This window comes from Pseudomaricurvus alkylphenolicus, from assembly GCF_011683955.1.
GTDB classification, from domain to species: Bacteria; Pseudomonadota; Gammaproteobacteria; order Pseudomonadales; family Cellvibrionaceae; genus Pseudomaricurvus; species Pseudomaricurvus alkylphenolicus.
Genome location: NZ_JAAQPI010000010.1, coordinates 203,230 through 226,261, shown reverse-complemented (window position 1 = coordinate 226,261; position 23,032 = coordinate 203,230). Strand labels below are relative to the sequence as shown.

The window sequence follows — 23,032 nt, the reverse complement described above, 5'->3', positions numbered from 1 at the left end:
GGCTGGCACGCAGTTTTACGGTGGTTTATGATCCCCGCAGACATATCAACGCACCCTAAAGTGGCAGAATACCTATGCAACCCGAACTGCGCTCGAAATTACCCCACGTTGGCACCACCATCTTTACCGAAATCTCGCAGCTGGCGCTGGACTGCCAGGCGATAAACCTGGGGCAGGGCTTCCCGGATTTCGACGGCCCGGATCTACTGCGTGAGCGCCTCTGCCACTACGTGCAACAGGGCTTTAACCAATACGCGCCGCTGGCCGGGATTCCGAAGTTACGTGAGCAAATCGCATCCAAGGTCAAACGCCTGTACGGATACAACGCCTGCCCGGATACCGAAGTAACTGTGGTACCGGGTGCCACTGAGGCCATTTATTGTGCAATTACAGCCTGTGTGGGTAGCGGCGATGAGGTGATCGTTTTCGATCCGGCCTACGATTGCTACGAACCCACAGTGGCCCTGTGCGGCGGCAAAACCATTCACATTCCCCTGCAACCACCAAAGTTCGGCATTGACTGGCAACGGGTCAAGGACGCCGTCTCACCCCGTACCCGCATGATCATCCTGAACTCTCCTCACAATCCTACCGGTGCGCTCTTGTCGGCAGAGGATATGCAAACGCTGCGGGAAGTGGTTAAAGACACCAATATCCTGCTGTTATCAGACGAGGTATACGAACACCTGGTATACGATGGGCAACAACACGAGAGTCTGCTGCGATATCCCGATCTGATGCAGCGGGCGTTTGTGGTGTCATCATTTGGAAAAACCTATCATGTGACCGGTTGGAAAACCGGGTACTGTGTAGCACCGTCCCTCCTGACAACCGAACTGCGCAAGGTGCATCAGTACGTGACCTTTGTGGGTATTACTCCCATTCAGTGGGCGCTGGCAGACTTTATGGAAGCCTGCCCGCAGCACTGCGATGAGCTGCCGGCGTTCTACCAGAAAAAACGCGATATTTTTCTGGATGCTATGGCGAGCTCCCGCTTTGACATGATTCCCACTCCAGGTACCTATTTTCAGTTGGCTGAATACAGTGCAATCAGCGACAAAACGGATCGGGAAATGGTGCAATGGCTGACCCGCGAACAGGGCGTGGCCGCCATTCCCATCTCTGTGTTCTACCAGCAAGCGCCGGACATGCGCTACGTGCGTTTTTGTTTTGCCAAATCGGAAGCGACCTTGGTTGAGGCGGCGAAATTACTTTGTCAGCTATGAAATTGCTTTGCCGGCCATAGACATTTGCGGTCACTCATCCATGAATGTCCGCGCCGTTTGGCAAGCCATCTCAATCAACTCGCCCGTCATTTCGCGGGCGGTTTCGGTCTCGCGTCGCGATTGCACCCAACCGAGATATGTGAGGCCGCGAGCCGTCAAAAACAGAGGCAGCAGTGCCACATCCGAATCGCTTAACGGACGCAGTTGGCGATAACCGGCTATCAACGCCTCTCTGGCGGCATCGAAGTAATCTTCGCCCTGAACAAAGTACAAGGCCGTCGCCAATTCAAAAAGATGCCAGCCAAAACCGGCATCATCAAAGTCAATCACTCGAACATGGTCGCCGTCTACCATCAGGTTTTCGGGTACCAGATCCGCATGAATCATGCTGTAGTTGTCGGCGGACTGACCATAGCGTTGCAGACCCTCCGCTACCGCTTTTCGGGCGCGATTGATCAAACCCCGCTGCTGCTCCGACAATTCGGGCAGCTCCCAGAAGCGTCCCCAGAACGGCAAATCCCCGACCAGCCCTTCCGCGTCCCAGGCATGACGCTGAAATCCCTGGGGTAAATTCCAACTGCATGCCTGATTGTGTAACAGCGCCGCCTCGCGGCCTATGGTGGTAAACACGGAAACCACCTGCCCCGGTTCACTGCTCAGATCAATGGCCCCCAGCGGTTGGCCGCTGACCCAGGCAAAAAGATCCACCTGGCGCTTCTCCGCCAGAACATTTCCGCTGGCGAGCACAAACAGCTCACCCTCCGGCGTCGGAATCACATCCGGCACCTCGATACCGGCTTCCGCCAACGCCCGAATCCATTGCAGCTCCGCGTCCAATGCGGCATCACTGTGATATCCCGGCCGGTGAATTCTCAAGGCATATTGGTTGCCCTCAGACGTGGCCACCCGATAAACCGCATTTTCACGAAACTTCAGCAACGATAATTCTACCGGCTCAAGATCCCAGGCCTGTAAGGCATTGCTGGCAATCTCTTGCAGATGCTGCAATTGATCCGAGGTACTCAAATCTTCAAAAACGCTCATCGGACCACCTCCGTTTCTACCCATGCCAGGGTTTCATCCAGCTTTTGCAGCAACAGATCAGCGTGCTCCGGCTGGAATGGCATCGGCGGGCGCAGCTTGAGAATGCTGTCGTCACGACCAATCTTGCTGATCAATACACCTTCTTCGCGCATGCGGTTCACTAACAGGTGAGTGGCCTCCGGTGCCGGCGTTTTGTTGTCGCGGTCCTTAACCAGCTCTACGGCGAAGAACATGCCCAGGCTGCGAACATCGCCAATCAGCGAGTATCTCTGCTGCAGTTTTTTCAGTCCTTCAGTCACATAGGCGCCGGTAGAGACGGCGTTATCCAGCAACTCCTCCTGCTCCAGTACATCAAGCACCGCCATGCCCACCGCGGTGGAGACGGGGTTGCCACCAAAGGTATTGAAGTACATGGAAGAAGCGGCAAAACAATCAACCAACTCGCCGCGCGCCACCACCCCGGCCAGCGGATGGCCGTTGCCCATGGGTTTACCCAGAGTCACGATATCCGGCACCACGTCATACGCCTGATGCGCCCACATATGATGACCACTGCGACCGAACCCCGCCTGAACCTCATCGGCGATAAACAATCCACCGGCATCACGCACCAATGCAACCGCCTTTTCCAAAAAACCCGGGGGAACCTTAAGTAAACCCTCATTGGCAAAATCCGGGCACACCAACATCCCAGCCAGCTTAATGCCATCCGCCTCGAACGCCGCGATCGCCTCAGCGACCTTATCGGCGTATGCCTGAGCCAGAGCCTCGCCTTCGAGGCCGTCCATGCCACGGTAGGAATCCGGGATGGGAATGGAACGCACCCGGGCGCTGGCTTTGGCCTCCGCCATAAACGCGGTACCCAACTCTGCCACCGCCTCGGTATTGCCGTGATAGGCAAAGTCCGTGACCAGAATGCCGCTGCCGCCGCTACAATACCGGGCCATGCGAAGAGCCAGCTCATTGGCCTCACTGCCACTGCAAGTAAACATCGCCATCTGCAAGGAATCGTCAAACGTTGCGGTTAACCGCTCTCCATAGCGCACCACATTTTCGTGCAGATAGCGCGTATGGACATTCAGCGTCGATGCCTGCCGGCTCAGGGCCTCCACCACATGAGGATGACAATGGCCCACATGAGGAACATTGTTATAAACATCAAGATAACGCCTGCCGTCGGCGTCATACAGCCAGACGCCCTCCCCCCGGACCAGGTGCAGCGGATTATCGTAAAACAGCGGGGAATGCTGCCCCAACACCCGACGGCGTCGCTCTAACAGAGTTTGACTTGTGCTCATGAAACCTTCCTCACTCGTGCAATCCTTAAAAATTGTGTACCGAATGACCATCAGTGTAGGAATTGCGGTGATGGTCGCCTATCAGCCAAAGGGATGAGGTGAGAAATCAGGCCAACTCCTCTAGACTTAGCCAAGTCCAATCAGGCCTCAAAGGAATCGTGTAAAGGTGTCAGCTTCCCAGGTGAACGAGCTACCTCTGATCATTGCCGGCCCCATCCTGCGTCGTTGCGACAAAGAGCGATTTACGCTCTGGCTGGCAACCACCCAAGCAGTCAACTGTCGATTACAGCTGCAAGCGGGGCAAACGCCCATTTTTGAGCAATCACTAACCTGCCCGGATCAACAAAGACAGATTGCTATTGGAGAAAGAGGCTATATACAGCTGATCAGCGTATCGGCCGACATCCCCGAAGACCAGTCGATCCACTATGAGCTATGGCTGAAAACCGAAGGTGACTCGCAAGAAAGAGCGCTATCGTCACTGATACCACTGGGGCTCGATGACGGGCCGCGCCCCAGTTTCTTTATCCCGAGCCGCAGCCGCCAGATCCTGCACGGCTCCTGCCGCAAACCCCACTATGCCGGCCCTGATGCCCTGACCCGGGCCGAAAGCCTGCTGCGAGAAACCGCCGGCGACCCGAACCAACGCCCCTCACTGCTACTGATGAGCGGCGACCAGATCTACTGCGACGACGTCGCCGGGCCCATGCTGGACGCTATCTTCCAAGTGATCAAACTACTGGGACTCTTCCCTGAAAAACTGCAGGGCGCCATCGTCGACGATACCGAGGCACTCTACCAACACGCCTACACCTTCTATCACCGCGAACAACTGCTGCCCCTGTGCAGCGACACACCCTCACCGTTCAACCAACTGTTCAAAGGTGCGCGCAAACCCATCTTCACCAGCATTGCCGCCCACAACCACCTGGTCAGTGCCGCAGAAGTATTTGCCATGTACCTGCTGGTCTGGTCACCTCAGCTCTGGGCCTTTATTAGCTTCGACAACCAGCGGGTCGACGAAGACTTCCGCCAGCGCTACCAGAAAGAACAAACCGAAATCGAACGCTTTCGTGACGGACTCCCCCAAGTACAGCGAGCACTGGCCAACATCCCCGTCTGTATGATCTTCGACGACCACGACATCACCGACGACTGGAACCTGACCCGAGGCTGGGAAGAAGCCGCCTACCAGCACCCCTTCTCCCGCCGCATCCTCGGCAACGCCCTGCTAGGCTACTGGCTCTGCCAGGGCTGGGGCAACCGACCAGAAGCCACCCCGGAACCCTGGTTTGACCTGTTCCGTCCCTGCGACCAAGACTGGACCGACGATGCCCACAGCCAACTGATCGACGAACTCCTGCACCACAACCAATGGCACTACAGCCTGCCCACAACCCCACCCATCGTCGTCATGGACACCCGCACCCACCGCTGGCGCTCAGAAAGCAATCCGGACAAACCCTCGGGACTGATGGACTGGGAATCCCTCAGCGACCTACAGCAACATATTATTCATCAGGAATCGGTCATTCTGGTTTCCGCAGCGCCCGTATTCGGCGTCAAACTGATCGAAGTCATCCAGCGCATCTTCACCTTCTTCGGCCGCCCGCTCATGGTGGACGCCGAAAACTGGATGGCCCACCCGGGCGCCGCCAACGTGCTGCTTAACATGTTTATGCACATCAAAGCCCCCCAAAACCTCATCATCCTCTCCGGAGACGTCCACTACTCCTTCGTCTACGACGTCAGCATCCGCCGCAAAAAACGCCTGCCACAGAGCAACAAAAGCGCGCAGATACTGCGCGATCGGGAAATTTGGCAAATCACCGCCAGCGGCATCAAAAACGAGTTTCCGGCAACGCTGATCCGCTGGTTTGACCGATTTGACCGCTTTCTCTATAGCCGCAGATCGCCACTGAATTGGTTTACCAAACGTCGTCGTCTCTCCATCCGCTCGCGCAAACCCAGCAACTATGCGCCGTTGAGACTGGTGAATCGCTCCGGATTGGGGGTTTTAAAGCTCAACGATATTGGCGAACCTGCACAGATCAGCCTGTTACATGGTGATGGGACAGAGACCGTATTTCCGCCGAGAGGCAAATAACCACCCTCTAAAAAGTCATAAGTGGCCAGAATCGATAGGAGGGGGCCTACAGAATCGGAGGAACCGGCGGATTACGCCGCTTTGCGGCTATTCCGCCCTACGAATCTACAAATCCATAAACAGAGGTCAGTCGTTTCATTCCTTGAGGCAGACAACTCAGCAAACCTCGGTGTGAGCGGCGGCTGGGGGTTTCGTTTTCAGAGCATCAAAGAGGGCGCCGAAAGAGCCAAAAAGACCGGCGTGTTTTGCCGGGCTTTTTGGCGACTGAGGGAAGGCCGGAGGGCCGCCCGACCGCTCTGAAAACGGAACCCCCAGCCGACGCGACTTGGGGCACCCAACTCCAAGCCCAGAAAACAAAGGGGCCAGGCCGCCGCAGATTGAGGTACCCAACTCCAAGCTAAGAAAACAAAGAACCAGCCGATACGTCTCAGGAAACCCAACTCAAAATCCGGGAAATCCGACCCTGGCACCTTGCCAGCACACCTCCTCCTTTGGTCTGATTTGGGCCCCACCCCACCCTGGGTTAAACTTCCCTACAGCACAAAATAACAACGCAAGAGACAACCATGAGCACTGACATCTCAAACCTAAGAAAATTTGTCTCCCCCGAAATCATCTTCGGCGCCGGCGCCCGCAAAACCGTCGCCAACTACGCCCACACCTTCGGTGCCCGCAAAGTCCTGCTCGTCTCCGACCCTGGCGTCGCCAAGGCAGGCTGGCTCAGCGACATCGAAAACCACCTCGCCGAAGAAGACATCGACTACGTCACCTACACCAACGTCTCCCCCAACCCCAGAGCCAGCGAAATCATGCAAGGGGCAGACCTCTACCGCGAACAAGGCTGCAACGTCATCGTCGCCGTGGGCGGCGGCAGCCCCATGGACTGCGCCAAAGGCATCGGCATCATCCACGCCAACGGTGGCAGCATCCTCGACTATGAAGGCGTCGACACCATACACATCCCCATCCCGCCGCTCATCTTCATACCCACAACCGCGGGAACCTCCGCAGACGTCTCACAGTTCGTCATCGTCTCCAACCCCGAAGAACGGGTCAAATTCTCCATCATCAGCAAAGCCGTGGTGCCCGACGTCGCACTCATCGACCCCGAAACGACGATGACCATGGACCCGTTCCTGAGCGCCTGCACCGGCATAGACGCCATGGTCCACGCCATTGAGGCTTTCGTCTCCACCGGCGCCGGACCACTGACCGACATGCACGCCCTCGATGCTATGCGCCTCATCAACACCAACATTGCCGACCTGGTGGCCGACCCCGGAAACATACAACTGCGCGAAAAAATCATGCTCGGCTCCATGAAAGCCGGACTGGCCTTCTCCAACGCCATCCTCGGCGCTGTGCACGCCATGGCCCACAGTCTGGGCGGCTACCTGGACTTGCCCCACGGTCTCTGCAACGCCATCCTGCTCGAACACGTCATCGCCTACAACTACCCGGAAGCGCCCGAACGCTTTCGTGCCGTGGCCGAAGCACTGGACATCGACACCCGCGGCATGACACCCAAAGACATACAAAAACGACTGATCGAGCAAGTGATTGGACTGAAACAACAAGTCAGCCTCACGCAAAAACTGGGTGAAAACGGCGTCAGTGTGAGCGACATTCCCATGCTCTCCCACCACGCCCTGCAAGACCCCTGTATCCTTACCAACCCGCGCCAGTCCAACAAACGCGACGTAGAAACCGTGTATGAAGAAGCCCTCTAACAAAGCCGACCTCACCGTAGAAAGCCTGATCGGCCTGGGCAACCACTCGGCCCGAAAAAACTACTACCCCGAACTTAGCGCCAAACTCGACGAACTCGAACAAGAACGCAATCGCTACAAATGGTTGTTCGAAAATGCCCTGCACGGCATCTTCCAGGCACAGCTCGATGGCGGCATACTCGTGGCAAACCCCGCCATAGTGCACATCTGCGGCTACCTTAGCGCCTCACAGCTTTATCTGGAAGTCACCGACATCGGCGAACACCTGTTTGTAAACCCCGAAAGCTACGCAGAATTCCGCACTACGCTGCTCGACCAGGGCCATGTATTTGGTTACATCACCCGCTTTCGCCGCCGTGACGGCAACAACATCTATGTCTCCATGAACGCCCTGCTCAAAGAAGAAAACGGACAAAGGGTGATAGAAATATTTGTACAGGACATTACCGAACGAGTACTGGCTCAGGAAAAACTGCAACGGCTTAACGAAGAACTCGAAGAGCGGGTCGCCCTGCGCACCAAAGAACTGGAAAACCTCAACACCCAATTACGCCAGGAAATCACCGAGCGGGAACAGATCCAGCAACAGCTCAAAATCGCCAAAGAAGCCGCCGAAGACGCCAACAACAGCAAAGACAAATACCTGGCCGCCGCCAGTCACGACCTGCTGCAACCCATGAACGCCGCACGCCTGCTGATCTCTACCTTGCGCGAACGACAGCTCGCCGATCAGGAATCCCACCTGGTCGAGCGCATACACATGGCGATGGAAAACGCAGAAGACCTGTTGGCCGACCTGCTGGACATATCCCGACTCGACCAAAATGCCGTCACACCGGTAATCACCGAATTCGACCTCAGCCAGCCACTGCACGCCATGATCAGCGAATTCCAGCCGGTGGCCGACAACAAAGGCCTCGACCTTCGAGCCGTGCCCACGCGACTGGCCGTGCGCAGCGACTCCCGCTTGCTACTCAGAATCCTGCGCAACTTTATCAGCAATGCCATCCGCTACACCCATGACGGCCGCGTACTGGTCGGCTGCCGGCAGCGGGGCGATAACCTCAGCATCCAAGTCTGGGACACCGGCGATGGCATTCCCGAAAATCAACAACAAGACATCTTTCGGGAATTTCACCAACTCGACCAACACAAAGGCAAAAACCGACACGGCGTGGGTCTGGGCCTCGCCATTGTGGAACGCATGGCCAAGGTACTCGACCACCAACTCGAACTGCGCTCAAAACAAGGCCGCGGCTCCATGTTCGCCATCGAAGTCCCCGTAGCGGAACAAGCCCCCCAGAACGAAACTGCTGAGCCCACCCCCGCCTTCACCTCCAACCAACTTGAAGGCCGGCGCATACTCGTTATCGACAACGACGAAAATATTCGCGTCAGTATGGACGCGCTGCTCAGCCGTTGGGGTTGCAACGTTATCACCGCCGCCGGCGAGGACGACGCCAAACAACGCTGCCAAACGCAAATGCCCGAGATCATTTTGGCCGACTACCACCTCGACGACGACAAGCTCGGTATCGCAGCCATCAACGGACTGCGGCTCAATTTCGGCCAACAAATCCCGGCCGCCATCATCACCGCAGATCGCAGCAGCCACAGCCTGGGATTATTCAAACAATTGGGGTTTCCTGTATTGAACAAACCCCTTAAACCAGGAAAGCTGCGCGCCTTAATGACACATATGTTGAGAGAAGGTTAGGAAGGTTTCCTCCTATGGATTCACTGCCGGCAGCCGTGCGGTCCCAACTCAGCGTACCTGAGCTACTGCCAATGCCCAACCATATGCCCGACCAACTGCGGTACAACCTCCAGAGGCAGGTTATGAGCCATCCCCTCAATCACCTCCATACGCGCGTTGGGAATCAACCTGGCCGTATGCTCACCATGAGCCAGCGGCAGAAGGCCATCATCGCGACCGTGAATCACTAAAGTCGGTGCACGAATTGCCTTGATAGCAGCCGAGCGATCACCGGCGTCCAATACTGCAAGAATCTGCCGCGGAACCCCCTGCGGATAAAACCCCCGCTCATTAACCGCCGTCAGTTCCTCTTCACTGGTAAAGGTGGCATTTTCGAGACTCTTTTGAGCCTCAGGCGTGGGTTCGGGCAAATGCTCCGCACCACTGGTGGACATAATCGACACCAGACTCTTCACCCGTTGAGGTTGCTCCACTGCCAGCACCTGAGCAATCATTCCGCCCATAGAGGCACCCACTACATGCGCCCGCTCAATCTCAAGATGATCCAACAGCGCCGCCGCATCCTCGGCCATGTCGCTCAAGCTGTATACCGCATTTACCCCAAAGCCGAGATTATTCTTTAGCAATTGCCACCAGAGTACCGGGTCACCCAAATGATCCATACGCTGAGAAGCACCTACATCGCGGTTATCAAATAGAATCACCCGGTAACCCGCGTCCGCCAATCCCTGGGGTAATTTCTCCCCCCATAAGCGGTAGGAACTGCCAAGCCCCATAATCATCAATACCGGCTCCCCCTGGGGATCGCCAATCTCAACCATCGCCAGCTTTACGCCATTGGCCTCGATCACCTCAGGTGACAAGTCCCGAATGCCCGCCAGGCTGGCTGTGCTGAAGGTGAGCAACGCCGCAAACGCCGCCAGGGTAGAAAGCAAAATCTGAAACCGTGGAAGGAAATTCATACAGCGCTCCCGATAAAAAATTTGCGTTGTTATACCCCGAATCGAGTATCTGGGACAAGCGTCCAGAGCGTTCAACTTAAACGGTTAAAAAAATCTTTCTGCGACCCAATAGTCATTAGACTATTTTGGATTATATATAAGACTCAAGAATTACTTATGATCATAAAAACCGGTTTTTTTCCACTGTTTATGCCGGTTTACCCCTAAGCCGATGTCGCCACAGACCGCATTATTCGTGGAAAGTTGTAAAGTTCATGAATGTCAAGCATCAGAAATGACCAAGAAAATGACCGATTCCGCCCCGGTAGTCAGAATTGTCCTGTGTGCATTAAGCTTGCGGCTGGCTGTTTTTCTGTGACGTAGATGTTTTTGTGAGCTGCATCCAGCCCGCCGGGGTGAGAGCCGGTGAGGAGTAAACAGACCCGCATATAAAAAATAATGTCGTGCACATCGAGAGGAAATTCTAATGATAAAGCCCCTTGCCTCCCCGTTGTCGCTGTTGGCGGCTTCCATCTGCCTGGCCAGTTCCGGTGCCCTTGCTGAGCGGGTACTCGAAGAAATTGTGGTCACTGCGCAGAAGCGGGAACAAAGTCTTCAGGATGTCCCTATTTCCGTCAGTGCGTTCACCGGCGAACAGCTGGAAGAAGCAGTGATCCAGGATATTTTTGATCTGCAAACCAACACCCCAGGCCTGCGCGCCAACCAGAACCAGAATGCAACCTCCGCCAACTACAGCATTCGAGGAGTCGGCACCTCGTCACAGAACTTCGGCCTGGAATCCTCGGTCGGCCTGTACGTGGATGGCGTCTATCGTTCACGCCAGAGCACCATGGTTAACGACATGGTGGATATGGAGGCGGTGGAGGTGCTGCGGGGACCGCAGGGTACGCTGTTTGGTAAAAACACCCCTTCCGGTGCCGTGTTATTCCGCACCAAAGCCCCGGACCACGAGACCGACGGTTTCGCCAGAATTACCGGTGGCAATTACAACGCGGTTAATCTCTCCGCCGGCGCCAATCTGTCGCTGATAGAAGACGTATTGGCGGTGCGCGGCACCGTCTACTCCAGCCAGCGCGACGGTTACACCGACGTCGAGGGCTTTGGCAGTGACGTAATCAATGATCGCGACCGCGAAGGTGCGCGCTTGCAGGCGTTGTTTACACCCAACGATGATGTCAGTGTTCGCGTTATTGCCGATTACTCAGAGATCGATGAGGTGTGTTGCACGGCACTGACTTATGTTGACAGTGTGGTTGCCAAAGGCCGCACCGACGCCCAGGGCAATCCCATACCTGGTACCGATTCCGTGCTGGCGTTACTGGGCGGTACCGTCGCAACCGGAGACCAAACGGATAACTACGAAACCACCCTGAACCAGTTGCCGGTATCCACCGCACGCGACCGTGGACTGTCCGCCGAAGTGAAGTGGGATCTGAACGACGATGCAACGTTCGTTTCGATCAGTGCCTGGCGCAAATACAATTCCTTCGATTCTATCGACAGTGACTTCAGCGATGTGGATATCATCCGCACTGCCAATGATGCGCACCAGGAGTCTTTTTCTCAGGAGCTGCGACTGGATTACACCGGCGATAAACTCAACGCCGTGGTGGGACTGTATTACTTCCAGCAGGATCTGGACCTGAATTACACCCTCACTGGTGGTGATGCACTCGACCCCTATGCCGGATTGGCCTTTGGTCTGGATGCCTTTGTACAGGGCATGAATGCGATCAGCGCCGCTACGGGCGGACTCTTCCCTCAAGCCGCCAGCGCTTATCCCAATGACTTTGAGGCCTTTCACACGGCCAGCCAGGAACATGAGAGCTGGGCCATCTTCGGTCAATTCGATTACAGCGTAACCGACGACATTATCCTTACCATGGGTCTGCGTTATACCGAAGAAGAAAAGGACCTGCGCACCGTCTTTAACGAATCCATCGGTGGCGAAGTCTGGAACGCGGGACCACAGACCAGCCTGGCGCAAGTCGGTGCGGCCGGTGTCGCGCTGGGTCAGCTGGGTGCCGACCTGGCGGTGGGTGATCCCAGCAAACTGTTTGATCCGACTTTTGTGGGCCAGTTTGCGCCCTACACGGTTGCCGGTTGGGGAGGTTGGCTGTTCCCGGGTCTGACACCTCGCGATGACGTGATCGCCGAGCTAACCGATGAACAAATCACCGGTACCCTGAAGCTGGCCTGGCAAGTGAACGACAACTCAATGATCTACGCCTCTTACGGTACGGGCTACAAATCCGGCGGTACCAACACCGACCGTATCCCACTGGGTTTCAATCCGGTTTTTGATGCGGAAACCTCCGAGTCGTTTGAAGTGGGTGCCAAGCTGGAATTTCCGGATCAGGCCCTGCGTATAAACACCGCGGCCCACTACACCACAGTGGACGATTTTCAGGAAAACACGTTTGCGGGTAACGGCTTTATTCTGCAAAACGCCGGTGAGCTGGAAACCTATGGCGCGGAGCTGGATGTCTTCTGGAAGCCGGCGGACAACACCACAATAACCTTTGCCTACGCTTATACCGTGGCGGACTTCAAGTCGTTTGAAAAGGGCAACTGCTGGAACGCCTACTCATGGCACAACGGTGTAGCTGACCCCGGTGCAACTCCCGGTGAAGCCTTCTGCGACCGCTCCGGTGATCGCGTCTCCATGAACCCGGAACACAATGGTACCCTGGGTATCCAGCAGGACTTTGTGCTGTCTGACAGCCTGGAAGGCTATATCTACGGTGAATACAGCTTCCTGTCTGATATGGTGCTCGATGCCAACAATGATCCGTTCAAAGTTCAGGACGACTACGGTCTGGTTAACCTGCGCGCCGGTCTGAGCTTTACCGAACTGGATTTGGATGTGACCTTGTGGGTTCGCAACGCACTGGATGAGAACTACAAGCGCACCACCTTTGATGTTCCCGTCCAGTCCGGCAAGTTGATGGCTTACCCCAGTGTGCCTCGCACCTTTGGTCTGACTCTGAACAAAGCGTTCTGATACCAGGTTTTCGAAGAACGTTTACGAAATCACTCCGGTCTCCTGTTTGACAGGAAACCGGAGTGATTACTCAGGGCGGTGTTTTTGCTTCCGCTCTCAATTCTGTAACGACACGCCCGCCAATGCCCCAATTATCGGTGTTGACTTCATCGATAACGACTAACGTTGTGCTGGGATTCTTGTCCAACACCTCCACCAGCAATTGCGTAGCGCCTTCAATCAGGCGCGCTTTTTGTTCAGAGGTCACCTGCTCATTGGTGATCTTGATATTGACGTAAGGCATGATGCTCTCCTTTCTCCGTATGATCTGTAACAACTACCTGACTGCGGCTGGCATACCAGGCTCCACCACTGACCAGTACAAAACCCAGCAACAAAATCGAATTTGCCGGTTCATTAAAAATCACCAGAGCGGCAATGCCGGACAATACCGGCACCAATGCCATCCAGGTTCCCACCCGTGCGGGTCCCAGTAATTGAACCGCCTTTACATAACAGAACATCTGCACAATGGTGGCCAGTACACCTTGATACACCGCCTGCAGGGCTACCTCCTGCCACAGCTGTGGAGAGACAGTCTTAGGCAGACACAGTAAATACACGGGCAAATACAATGCGGCGGTATACACTGCCAGTGACACCGTAGCCTGCCACGGCGTAATCTTCCAGCGCCGCACCAGCACGGAAAACAGCGACCAGCAGAGGGCACCGCCCATCAGCCAGGGGTCTCCCGCTGCGATACCGCCCGCAGACCAGAGCTGCAACGCCAACAACAGCGCAATTCCGAAAGTGATCACCCCCATCCCGAACCACATGTTTGGCGAGGGCCTGTCATCGCCGCTCGCGGCCGATATCAGCGCGATGGTAACCGGCATTAACCCGGGTAGCAGCAGCGCGGCATGGCTGGCGGGTGCCAGCTCAAACCCCTTGAACGTCGTGACTGCATAAGCCAGCCCGCCCACCAGACTGGCAACCAATAATCGAAGATCCAGCAGTTGGAAGCGAAACCAGAACCACCACAGTGGCAACAAAACGGCAGCGCAGGTCAGATATCGAATCGCGATCACATCAAAGTGGTTCAGCCCGCTCAGCCCTCCGTGACGGGATACCAGGATAAACCCGGTCCAGATCAATACTGCGGTAGAGGCAAACAGGTAACCAGAGGTTTTGGAGTTTGAAATCGTCATCGAAATACCCTCAGCGGAAATCCCCGTCAGAATATCGGATTTGATCATTCATAAATAATGAATAATACTGAATGAGTCATTCTCAAGTAATGAAAGCTATGGAACTCTCTGATCTGGCGGTATTCACCCAGGTGGTGGACTGCGGTGGCATTACCCGGGCGGCTGAGAAACTCAATCGAGTGCCCTCGAACGTAACCGCCCGCATCCAAAAACTGGAAGACGAATTGGGCAAACCGCTGTTTCTGCGGGACCGCAACCGTTTGCGCATCTCCGCAGCGGGCGAACAATTTCTGGGACGTGCCCGAGAGATTCTGGAGCTGGCGCGCTACGCGGTGGAGGAGTTCCAGGACACTCGCCCGACAGGCGTTCTTGCGGTGGGCGCCATGGAAGCCGTGGCCGCCACCCGTCTGGTCGCCCCCATGGTGCAGTTTCATCGCGATTATCCGAATGTGGAACTGAATGTGACAACAGCGCCCACCGGAGATCTGATCGAAAAGGTGCTCGATGGTGACGTGGATCTGGCCTTTGTAGCCGATCCGCCTCCCGATCCGCGGCTGGACTGTCAACCGGTGTTTAGAGAAGAGCTGGTGATGGTTTCCAGCCTGGGACACCGTTCCATCCGCAAACCGCAGGATCTCGGCCCCTCACCCACCATGTTGGGGTTTGGCCACCGCTGCGCCTATCGTACGCGCCTGAGCGACTGGCTGCGCCAGGGCGACAGCCAGGCGAAAATCCTTGAAATCAATTCTTACCACACGCTGCTGAGCTGTGTCGCGGCTGGAATGGGTGTTGGCATTGTACCCAGAGCCCTGTTGGAGCATTATCCCTTTAGGGATGATCTCCGTGCCCATCCACTGCCTGCCAAGTGGCGCAAGAGCACCACCGCGATTATCTGGCGGCAGGACAATCTCAAGGCCAGTATGGAAGCTTTTATCAATTCTGTGGTCTAACCCCCCATGAATGTCTCCAAACATGCCAGTAGTCTGCGCCAGGCTATTATTGTGACAAGTGGCTTTGTCCTCGTATTGTGGCTGATTGAATTAGCGGATTTCGGTTTGGATCTGGGGCTGGCGGTGTACGGTGTACTGCCCAGAACCGAACAGGGCCTGACCGGCATACTGCTGGCACCCATGATCCACGGCTCCTGGGAACACATCGTCAGCAACACCCTGCCCCTGCTGTTGCTCGGCAGCATACTGATCTATGGCTACCCCCGCTCCAGGGTACCCGCGCTTATGGCCATCTGGCTTATTTCAGGCGCCGGAGTCTGGCTGTTCGGGCGCACCAGCTACCACTTCGGCGCCAGTGGTCTCACCCACGGCATGTTTTTCTATCTGTTCGTCAGCGGAATGCTGCGACGAGACCGGCGCTCAGTGGCCCTGTTGATGATCGCCTTCTTTATGTACGGCGGCATGCTGTTAACGATCTTTCCCGGCGAGCCGGGCGTCTCCTTCGAATACCACTTATTCGGTGCACTTGGTGGTCTGTTGGCGGCCATTGTGCTGCGTCGGCATGACCCTCCTCCCAAGCGCAAACGATACTCTTGGGAGGAGAGCGATGACGACGATTCTCAACCACACTAATCTTCTACTACACTTACAGGAACATCCAGACAGCCCACAGGGAAATAATGAGCTACGACCCCAACCAGCCCGATGCCTACAGCGTACACTTGGGGAACGTCAGTGAGCAGCAATCCTGCCGGGCCCAGCAAGACATATGCAACGATGAGGGTGTTCTGCTGGTCAAGCAGGGTACAACCCTGACCTCCAACATTATTGAAACACTGAGTTCCCACCGATTGGATCAGGCCATCGACAATGCCATCGGCCTCGACGAGGTGTTAGCGGCCGACACCCTGCTGCTGGCACTCAGATCACTGACTGAAGAATTTCAGGATTTGGCCGCCATTGAATCCCAGCTTCAGGCCAACAACCTTTTAGAGGAGCTGTGCGGTTACCAGCCCTTTCCCCCGGTACTGATCCAGAAGTTGACCGTGATGCAGTTGCAGCTACCGCAACTATTTCGTCATACGCTCACCGGTACTCTGCTCTCTGTGTATCTCGCCCAAGCGGCGCGTATGACCATGGGCAGTGTGCACCAGGCATTTTGCGCGGCCCTGTTTCGCGATCTGGGCGTGCTGCATATTAAGCCGGAAATCCTCAACACAGAAAATAAATTAACCCCCGAGGAACAGCGGGCGGAGCGGGCTCATCCCCGGATTTCCGAAAAAATCATCAGCAACGGCAGCGACTACGCCGAGGCGATAGCCATCGCTGTCGCGGAGCACCATGAACACCCCGCCGGAGTTGGCTATCCCGCCGGCAAATCCGTCGACAGCTCCAGTGATCTGGGCCTGGTGCTGTCACTGGCCGACTTCCTCAGTGTGAAACTGTTGAGTAGCCCGCAGCAAACCCTGGTGGATACCGGGCATTATCTAAAGGCCGCGGTCAGTATTTACCAGGTTCCCATCTTTCGTACCTGCTACCAATTGTTCGCCACAACTACCTTTCCCCATCAGGAAACACCTCACGGCAATGTGCAACAGCGCTCGGAGCAGGCGATCGAACGGTTGGTGTCCATCGGTGCCGTGTTCGCCTATATGATTTCGCTGCAGCACCAACTGTCAAAGCAACCCCTGGATAGTCGCGGCCAGCGATTCTCTCGCCGGGTGGACGTGGCCATCAGTCTGCTGCGCACCACCGGGCTGGCGACCATCGATCTGCTGGAATTATTGGATGAAATGAAGTCTGAGGAAGATTCGGGCGAACTGGAAGATACGGAAATTATTGAACTGGAATTCCTGCATATTGCAGAACACTGCTACCGCCTGGGCGCCAAATGGCTGTTGCAAAAGCCGCAGATGGACCTCGAAACCAAAAAGGAAATCGGTAGTCTTTTGCAGTTGATGGAAGATGTTATTCAGCAATGCGGTTGATAGGTGGGGACTCGATTTCCCGATACACGGATTCCGGTCTATTTTCATAGCGCTTGGAAAAGTGGAACGGCATCAGCTGTTTTACCTGTGCCTCGCGGGCAATTTGCGCACAGGCCACCGTACTCAGGTGTCCATTGGCCTTGGCCAATTCAATGTCCTTCAACCGGTAAGGGGCCTCGCAAAACAGTAAGTCGGCTGAACGGGCGAGATCAATCAGTGCGGCGCGGTTGCCCCCATGGTCCGCCAGATCCGTGGCATACACAATTTTTTCACCCGGCCCCGCCACCAACAGATTCTTCGACAATGTTTCCACCGTTTCGGGGCGCCCGCCAGGCAGCGATATCAGTGCCTCTTTATCACCTTGCTCCAGTCCGGCCTTTAGGGCCTGTAGCCAGGGGCCTGGAGCCTCGTGGTAGCGAGCCAGTTTATCCTTGCAAATATGAAACCGCGGTGCCATTTCCACTGCGTAGGCCAGTACCGGTGTCGGCTCCGTCGCCCCCACTGCAACCCCGTGATCAAGCTGTACGGCTTTGATGACAAAATCCCGTTGACGCAAAATGATCTGCCCCTTCACTGGTTTTTCGGGCAGCGCTTCCATGGTTTCAACACCGGCTCTAACCAGACAACGCTGCAAATGGTCGCCATGGAATTCGTTTATCTCAAACTGAGGCCCCCGGTCCTCCACCCGATCCCATAGAAAGGCATTCACCAACCCCAGGATTTTGCGGGCAATCCCCCTGGGACCAAATATCCGACAACAGGGGTAATAGCCGATTCTCGACCGCAACAACCACAGGAAGCCTCCAATATGATCAGCGTGAGCATGACTGATGCAGATATCGGTGGTCTGGTGAATCACCCGAGTCGGCAATCGCCCCGTTTCGCCGAGATCAAACAGTAAATGTCGTTTGCGATTATGCAGCTGCAAATGCAACAGCGGATCCCCGAATACACCGTTGACCATGGTCGCGGTCACCGTGGATAAATGGGCACAGAGAGGCTCCCCTGCGCGGGGATTGGCTGGGTTGTATGCTCGCGCCACAGAGTGTATCCGCGGCCTGGTTAATGGAAGTACCCTATTGTCCACATGCCGGGTGTGCAACTTACCCTGGGGGGAGACAACCGCGTCACGTACCAGTATTGCGTCGACCTGCTCCAGGTTTTCGCTATGCTTCACCATCACTGTCCAACGCTCTTGTCGTCGTCGGTGCACCGTGCCCATGGACAATAGCGTTTTACCGGCATAGAGCGCGCATTGCCGACCACTCCAATCGTCGTCCGGCAGACCAGCGGCCATCCCCAGGAGCGTAGGGTTGGGCAACACCAGTTGCTGCTCCTGCGCACCCTCCATATAGTTCTGCCAGCTTAAACTCCGGCATCGGGCTCTCTCTGGCTTATTGACGCGTACCGCGGTCACGGCAGATGTCATGGAATCCACAATTACGTTATGGGCATTGGCTTTCAAGGTGGCGAGAATTCGCGCTTCGGGTTTGGCACTGAGATAGCAGACACGATCCACGGTCGCGCAGTCCAACAGAGCGCCAAGCAGCTCTTCACCGGCCGCACCGGCGACCACACCGGGTGCATCAATAATCAGGGGAATGGCGTGTCGCCGATGATGCCGCAATAGTCGGGTAATGGCACTGAGCAGAGGCAAACGGTAACGAACAGCATCGAGGCTGCAAAGCGGCTCAAATGCCTGCAGACGCCAGCCCTGTGACTGGCGAAGCCCCAGGCTGACCACTCCCGGAGGCCCGAACGCCGGCGAGCCGGGGTCACCACTGAGGCAGTAGCTGCTCTGCCCCTGTTGCCACAGCCTTTGCCCCAGGGTCTCGGCCAGAGTCGATTTGCCTGCGCCTGACTCCCCATACAGCAACAAGGTTGCGGTTGTGTGACCACTGAGCCAGGTCAGCAGCGTTTCGGGGCAATAGTCTTGAAAAGACCCTTCAATATCCATGGCTCTCATAATGCGTCAGCCACGGACGAAAGCCTAAAACCTTTGAGAAATAAGGAAACTCCGGCTTATATCAGGCCCAATCCGGGGGAAAGCCCTGGAGATAACTCCGGGGCATGCCCCTCGCCTTCGGCCCGCAGAAACGCCTCCTGCGCCATGCGTTCATTGCCCATGCACTGGTAACAATCACCCAGCACCTGGTAGGCCGCCTCAGGGTGTTCGAGTCGCCCTTTGTCGAGTGCGATCCTCAAGAACTTGATCGCCTGCCCCCATTCATCTTTCTGAAAATGCCATACACCCAGTTGCATGGCAATCTCCCCGGTCTTGGCCTGTGTCTCCAAAACCCTCAGATAGGATATCCACCTAACCATACCACTCCAGCCACTCAGTCCATCAGTGTTACTCGGGAAAGTTTGTAACTCACTCTCTGCATTAATGGTAATGAGTTTTACTGTAATACCAGCACGACGTGAAAATCAACCCGATGCAAAGCACGAAATTTTTCGTTACTATGGCCTGCTAGTACTCTTTCAGAGAGTACTACTTGATCTTTTCTGACACCTTGTCGCAAAGGCTGTGCAAAAAGCCTATATCTTTAGTACTCAACTGCCCCAGCTTCTCTGTAGCCCATCGATACAGTGCCGAATCCGGTTCGAAGGTTAGAGCCGGCAGCAACTGCTCCAGCTTGGTCTTTAACGCCAACCACTGAGCGTCCTGGGCCTGAACATGGACGGCCCCGGACGGCTTCAGGATGGGGTTGAGCCGGCTCAGCTCATAGGCGTAGAGCATCACCGCCTGAGACAGGTTCAGGGAAGGATAAGCCACCGCCATAGGAATACCGGTAAGGAGGTCACAGGCTTCCAATTGCTCATTGCTCAGCCCGGACTCCTCACAACCAAAAACGATAGCTACCCTGGAGAGTGCATCCCCCTCTTTTTCTGAGGTCTTGTTGGCAATCACATCACGGACCTCAGCTGGCGACAACAGATCGCGCCAACCATGACGGGGTTTGGCTGTGGTGGCGATAGAGAGATCCACATCCGCCAATGCCTCTGGCAAGGAATCAAAACAATCGGCCTTTTCCAACACCTCGCCAGAACCATGGGCAAGGATACGGGCCTGTTTGTGCTGATGTTGTTCGGTATTGACCAGACGCAGCTGGTCAAAGCCCATGGTTTTAAGGGCCCGGGCACTGGCGCCGATATTTTCCGGAACCGCGGGTTCGACCAGGACAAAGAGTATTTGCATAAAAAAGTGAGTGCCGCTGCGACCGTTCGCAACGCATTCTACATGGCTTACCCCAGGGTGACAAAAAGGCAACTACATTGTGAGAGTTTTGTGATAAATCCGTGACGCCCGCGGGACATCGGTCCCGTAGCCTTGGTATCCGTGCTCTGGCAGGTTGTTTACAAGATCCAGAACCTAAAACCCAGTATCTAGAATCGAGGCCGATATTATGAAAAACAAGCTAAAAGCCGCTCTGGTAGCCTGCTGCATCACCGCGACGGGTTTCGTATCCACCGCGATGGCTAACCCCCTTGGGCGACACTTTGATATTGAAATCACCAACATCACCAAAGGCATTGTCTACACGCCCTTCCTCGCCGCCACTCATACCCGTCGTGTCAGCTTGTTTGAAGTCGGTGAGGAGGCCTCGGAGAGCGTCGGCCGGGTCGCCGAAGGTGGCGATATTGCCCCCCTTAAACTTGAGTTGGACGAGCACGAGAACGTCTTCGAAACTATGACGACTGAAGGCCTCTTGCAGCCTGGCGAATCCGTCAATCTGGAATTGACCGGTGTGGGCAACGCCAGCCTGGTCAGTATTATTTCCATGCTGCTACCAACCAACGACGGCATCGTAGCGTTACGTGGTGCCAAACTGCCACGTGGACAAGCGAGCTCAGTCACCTACTTTATGTACGCCTATGATGCCGGCACTGAAACCAATGACGAGCTGTGTATCAACATCCCCGGCCCTCAGTGTGGCGGTGTTCCCTTTTCTCCTGAAGATTTGGGTGAAGGGTATATCTATTCCCACCCCGGCATTCACGGCGAGGCGGATTTGAGCCGCTCCCAGTACCAGTGGGATGGTGCAATTGCCAAGGTGGTCATTACCCGCATGCGTTAATCGTTCTGCCTATTTATAGTCCTACCCGGTTTATACCCCATGATGGCTTAAACCGGGTAAGCACATCCGCTAGTCTTCTGATAGAAATGACTTGATTGCGGCCTTGTGTTCTTCCATATGAAAGCAACGCCACAACGCGTTGGACTCTCGTTCCCATACCTTGTCCAGCTGCGTCTCAAGGCTGTTTTGATCCAACAACGCTTTGGTCATTCGCAACATGGGAGCGGGATTGCCGGCGATATTCACGGCGATCTTTCTGGCCTCATCCAGCAGTGATTCCTCGGGATAGAGATAGTCCACCAGTCCAATGTCGTGCGCTTCCTGCCCGCCCACCGGACGCCCGCTCAGTAACAACTCCGATGCACGTCCGAACCCCACCCGTGCTGGCAAGTATTTGGTCGAACAGATTTCGGCAACAATTCCCACTTTTACAAACGAAAAGTGAAAGCTGGCCCGAGGTGAAGCCACCAAAACGTCTGCCGGTAAAAACAGGGTAACGCCCCCACCTACGGCGAAGCCGTTAAACGCCACTACGATAGGCTTGGACTGACGCAGCATCTGTACCCAGTCGGTGGACATTAGATTAATACCACCGGTATAGGGGTCGTTCTTGTCGTAGGGTATTTTCCCCGAGCTGCGTGGCAGGAAGAGCTCCTCCATATTGCCACCGGCACTGAAGCCCTTGCCTTCGGCCGCGAATAGAATGGCTCCGACAGCGTCATCTTCGTTGGCACGGGTTACTGCTGCCACCCATTCCTTAACGGACTCCACCGACTGAGTGTTTAAACCATCGGCGGAACATAACGTGATTTCCGCCACCCCGTTTTCAACTCGATAGCGGGTGTGTTTAAAGTTCTCCATGGCTGGCACCTATTATCTATTGGTTTGAGAAATATTCCGGTTTCGGGTAAGTCCAGAGATCACCCCAGTGGCGTGAACCACCATCGAGGTGAAGCACTTCTCCGGTAATGAAATTGGATGCCTCGCTCCCCAGGTACGCACACGCCTGGGCAATATCCCAAATGCTGCACGCGCGTTGCATGGGATTGGCCAAGTGAAATTTCTTACGCGCCTCTTCGCTATAGGCCTTCATGCCTGAAGAATCCGTCACTCCGGGTGCTACGCAATTGATGCGGATATCGTAGGGTGCCCATTCCACGCAAGCTTTTTGAGAAGCCTTGATAACACCGGCTCGAGCCGCACAGGTATGGACGATACCGTGCATACTGTCATCCGTAACCACCACCATATTGATGATATTGCCGGGTGTACCGGAATCTCGCCAGCGCTGTGCTGCCGCCTGCATCATAAACCAGGTGCCATTGAGGTTGTTGTTGATCACCGATGCCCAACCATTGGGGCTGAGGTCGATAGACAATTTCGGAAACTGGCCGCCCGCGTTGTTGACAAGAATATCCAGACCGCCACCGGCAAACACTTGATCCATCACCGTGGCGATTGTCTCAGGCTCGCGGATATCCAGTGTTTGATATTCCGCCCTGAGACCATGCTCGTGAAGTGTCGCCGCAGCGGTTTGCAGTTTGTCCTCGTTGCGTCCGGTCAGAATAACCGTGGCACCCAAGCGGGCAAAAAGCCAGGCGGTGGCGTAGCCGATGCCACTGCCACCCCCGGTAATCAACGCTCTCTGCCCTTTCAACAAATCCTGAGCGTAAATGGTCTTGGCCTCAGCCAGCTCAGCATCACTCATGCCATATGTAAACTGAATCTCGCTCATAG

Annotated in this window: 19 protein-coding genes; 9 read left to right on the top strand and 10 right to left on the bottom strand. The window is 55.5% G+C overall.

The window, feature by feature from the left end:
- Positions 1-74 precede the first annotated feature (74 nt).
- Positions 75-1,226: a pyridoxal phosphate-dependent aminotransferase gene (locus tag HBA55_RS23475; RefSeq protein ID WP_166996375.1), complete on the top strand. Its 1,152-nt coding sequence runs from the start codon at positions 75-77 to the stop codon at positions 1,224-1,226.
- Between the two features lie 30 nt (positions 1,227-1,256).
- Here the strand turns inward: HBA55_RS23475 and HBA55_RS23470 are convergent, their stop codons facing one another.
- Positions 1,257-2,270 carry a phosphotransferase enzyme family protein gene (locus HBA55_RS23470; RefSeq protein WP_166996373.1) on the bottom strand — a complete coding sequence of 338 codons (1,014 nt, stop codon included), beginning with the start codon at positions 2,268-2,270 and terminating at the stop codon, positions 1,257-1,259.
- Complete coding sequence (locus HBA55_RS23465) at positions 2,267-3,568, bottom strand: aspartate aminotransferase family protein (protein ID WP_166996371.1); 1,302 nt, start codon at positions 3,566-3,568, stop codon at positions 2,267-2,269. The genes HBA55_RS23470 and HBA55_RS23465 overlap by 4 nt, the downstream gene beginning before the upstream one ends.
- 166 nt (positions 3,569-3,734) lie before the next feature.
- Between HBA55_RS23465 and HBA55_RS23460 the strand changes: the two genes are divergently transcribed.
- The 3 genes from HBA55_RS23460 (at position 3,735) to HBA55_RS23450 (ending at position 9,122) form a co-directional block, all read left to right on the top strand.
- Positions 3,735-5,675: a metallophosphoesterase family protein gene (locus HBA55_RS23460; RefSeq protein ID WP_338109442.1), complete on the top strand. Its 1,941-nt coding sequence runs from the start codon at positions 3,735-3,737 to the stop codon at positions 5,673-5,675.
- Between the two features lie 566 nt (positions 5,676-6,241).
- Complete coding sequence (gene ercA, locus HBA55_RS23455; RefSeq protein WP_166996369.1) at positions 6,242-7,405, top strand: alcohol dehydrogenase-like regulatory protein ErcA; 1,164 nt, start codon at positions 6,242-6,244, stop codon at positions 7,403-7,405.
- Positions 7,389-9,122: a PAS domain-containing hybrid sensor histidine kinase/response regulator gene (locus HBA55_RS23450; RefSeq protein ID WP_166996367.1), complete on the top strand. Its 1,734-nt coding sequence runs from the start codon at positions 7,389-7,391 to the stop codon at positions 9,120-9,122. Before ercA ends, HBA55_RS23450 begins: the two co-directional genes overlap by 17 nt.
- A 62-nt stretch (positions 9,123-9,184) precedes the next feature.
- Here the strand turns inward: HBA55_RS23450 and HBA55_RS23445 are convergent, their stop codons facing one another.
- On the bottom strand, positions 9,185-10,084 hold the full coding sequence (locus HBA55_RS23445; protein ID WP_166996365.1) for an alpha/beta fold hydrolase: 900 nt from the start codon (positions 10,082-10,084) through the stop codon (positions 9,185-9,187).
- Positions 10,085-10,550: 466 nt separating this feature from the next.
- Here HBA55_RS23445 and HBA55_RS23440 point away from each other — a divergent pair, with 466 nt between their 5' ends.
- On the top strand, positions 10,551-13,088 hold the full coding sequence (locus HBA55_RS23440) for a TonB-dependent receptor (RefSeq protein WP_166996363.1): 2,538 nt from the start codon (positions 10,551-10,553) through the stop codon (positions 13,086-13,088).
- A gap of 70 nt (positions 13,089-13,158) precedes the next feature.
- Here the strand turns inward: HBA55_RS23440 and HBA55_RS23435 are convergent, their stop codons facing one another.
- Together HBA55_RS23435 and HBA55_RS23430 are read right to left on the bottom strand one after the other, a co-directional pair.
- Positions 13,159-13,371, bottom strand: coding sequence for a 2-hydroxymuconate tautomerase family protein (locus tag HBA55_RS23435; protein WP_166996361.1), 213 nt, complete (start codon positions 13,369-13,371; stop codon positions 13,159-13,161).
- Positions 13,340-14,275 carry a DMT family transporter gene (locus tag HBA55_RS23430; RefSeq protein ID WP_166996359.1) on the bottom strand — a complete coding sequence of 312 codons (936 nt, stop codon included), beginning with the start codon at positions 14,273-14,275 and terminating at the stop codon, positions 13,340-13,342. The genes HBA55_RS23435 and HBA55_RS23430 overlap by 32 nt, the downstream gene beginning before the upstream one ends.
- A 71-nt stretch (positions 14,276-14,346) precedes the next feature.
- On the opposite strand from HBA55_RS23430, the gene HBA55_RS23425 reads away from it, so the two are divergent.
- From HBA55_RS23425 to HBA55_RS23415, 3 genes are read left to right on the top strand one after another with little or no spacing between them, the layout of a single operon-like run.
- On the top strand, positions 14,347-15,225 hold the full coding sequence (locus tag HBA55_RS23425) for a LysR family transcriptional regulator (protein WP_166996357.1): 879 nt from the start codon (positions 14,347-14,349) through the stop codon (positions 15,223-15,225).
- Between the two features lie 6 nt (positions 15,226-15,231).
- Complete coding sequence (locus tag HBA55_RS23420) at positions 15,232-15,858, top strand: rhomboid family intramembrane serine protease (RefSeq protein ID WP_166996355.1); 627 nt, start codon at positions 15,232-15,234, stop codon at positions 15,856-15,858.
- Positions 15,859-15,905: 47 nt separating this feature from the next.
- Complete coding sequence (locus HBA55_RS23415) at positions 15,906-17,213, top strand: HD-GYP domain-containing protein (protein ID WP_166996353.1); 1,308 nt, start codon at positions 15,906-15,908, stop codon at positions 17,211-17,213.
- Here HBA55_RS23415 and HBA55_RS23410 read toward each other — a convergent pair.
- The 3 genes from HBA55_RS23410 to HBA55_RS23400 all read right to left on the bottom strand — a co-directional run bounded on the left by HBA55_RS23410 (position 17,194) and on the right by HBA55_RS23400 (position 20,415).
- Positions 17,194-19,179 carry a Clp1/GlmU family protein gene (locus tag HBA55_RS23410; RefSeq protein WP_166996351.1) on the bottom strand — a complete coding sequence of 662 codons (1,986 nt, stop codon included), beginning with the start codon at positions 19,177-19,179 and terminating at the stop codon, positions 17,194-17,196. The two genes, HBA55_RS23415 and HBA55_RS23410, sit on opposite strands and share 20 nt — an antisense overlap.
- Before the next feature lie 56 nt (positions 19,180-19,235).
- Positions 19,236-19,475, bottom strand: a complete 240-nt coding sequence (locus tag HBA55_RS23405; protein WP_166996349.1) for a tetratricopeptide repeat protein — start codon at positions 19,473-19,475, stop codon at positions 19,236-19,238.
- A gap of 232 nt (positions 19,476-19,707) precedes the next feature.
- Positions 19,708-20,415 (bottom strand): tRNA/rRNA methyltransferase, encoded by a 708-nt coding sequence (locus HBA55_RS23400; protein ID WP_166996347.1) that lies wholly within the window; start codon positions 20,413-20,415, stop codon positions 19,708-19,710.
- A gap of 208 nt (positions 20,416-20,623) precedes the next feature.
- Here HBA55_RS23400 and HBA55_RS23395 point away from each other — a divergent pair, with 208 nt between their 5' ends.
- Positions 20,624-21,295 carry a spondin domain-containing protein gene (locus tag HBA55_RS23395; protein ID WP_166996345.1) on the top strand — a complete coding sequence of 224 codons (672 nt, stop codon included), beginning with the start codon at positions 20,624-20,626 and terminating at the stop codon, positions 21,293-21,295.
- Positions 21,296-21,364: 69 nt separating this feature from the next.
- Here the strand turns inward: HBA55_RS23395 and HBA55_RS23390 are convergent, their stop codons facing one another.
- Positions 21,365-22,156, bottom strand: coding sequence for an enoyl-CoA hydratase/isomerase family protein (locus tag HBA55_RS23390; protein ID WP_166996343.1), 792 nt, complete (start codon positions 22,154-22,156; stop codon positions 21,365-21,367).
- Positions 22,157-22,172: 16 nt separating this feature from the next.
- A complete protein-coding gene (locus HBA55_RS23385) occupies positions 22,173-23,030 on the bottom strand; it encodes an SDR family oxidoreductase (RefSeq protein ID WP_166996341.1) in 858 nt (285 codons plus the stop codon).
- Between the last annotated feature and the right edge of the window lie 2 nt (positions 23,031-23,032).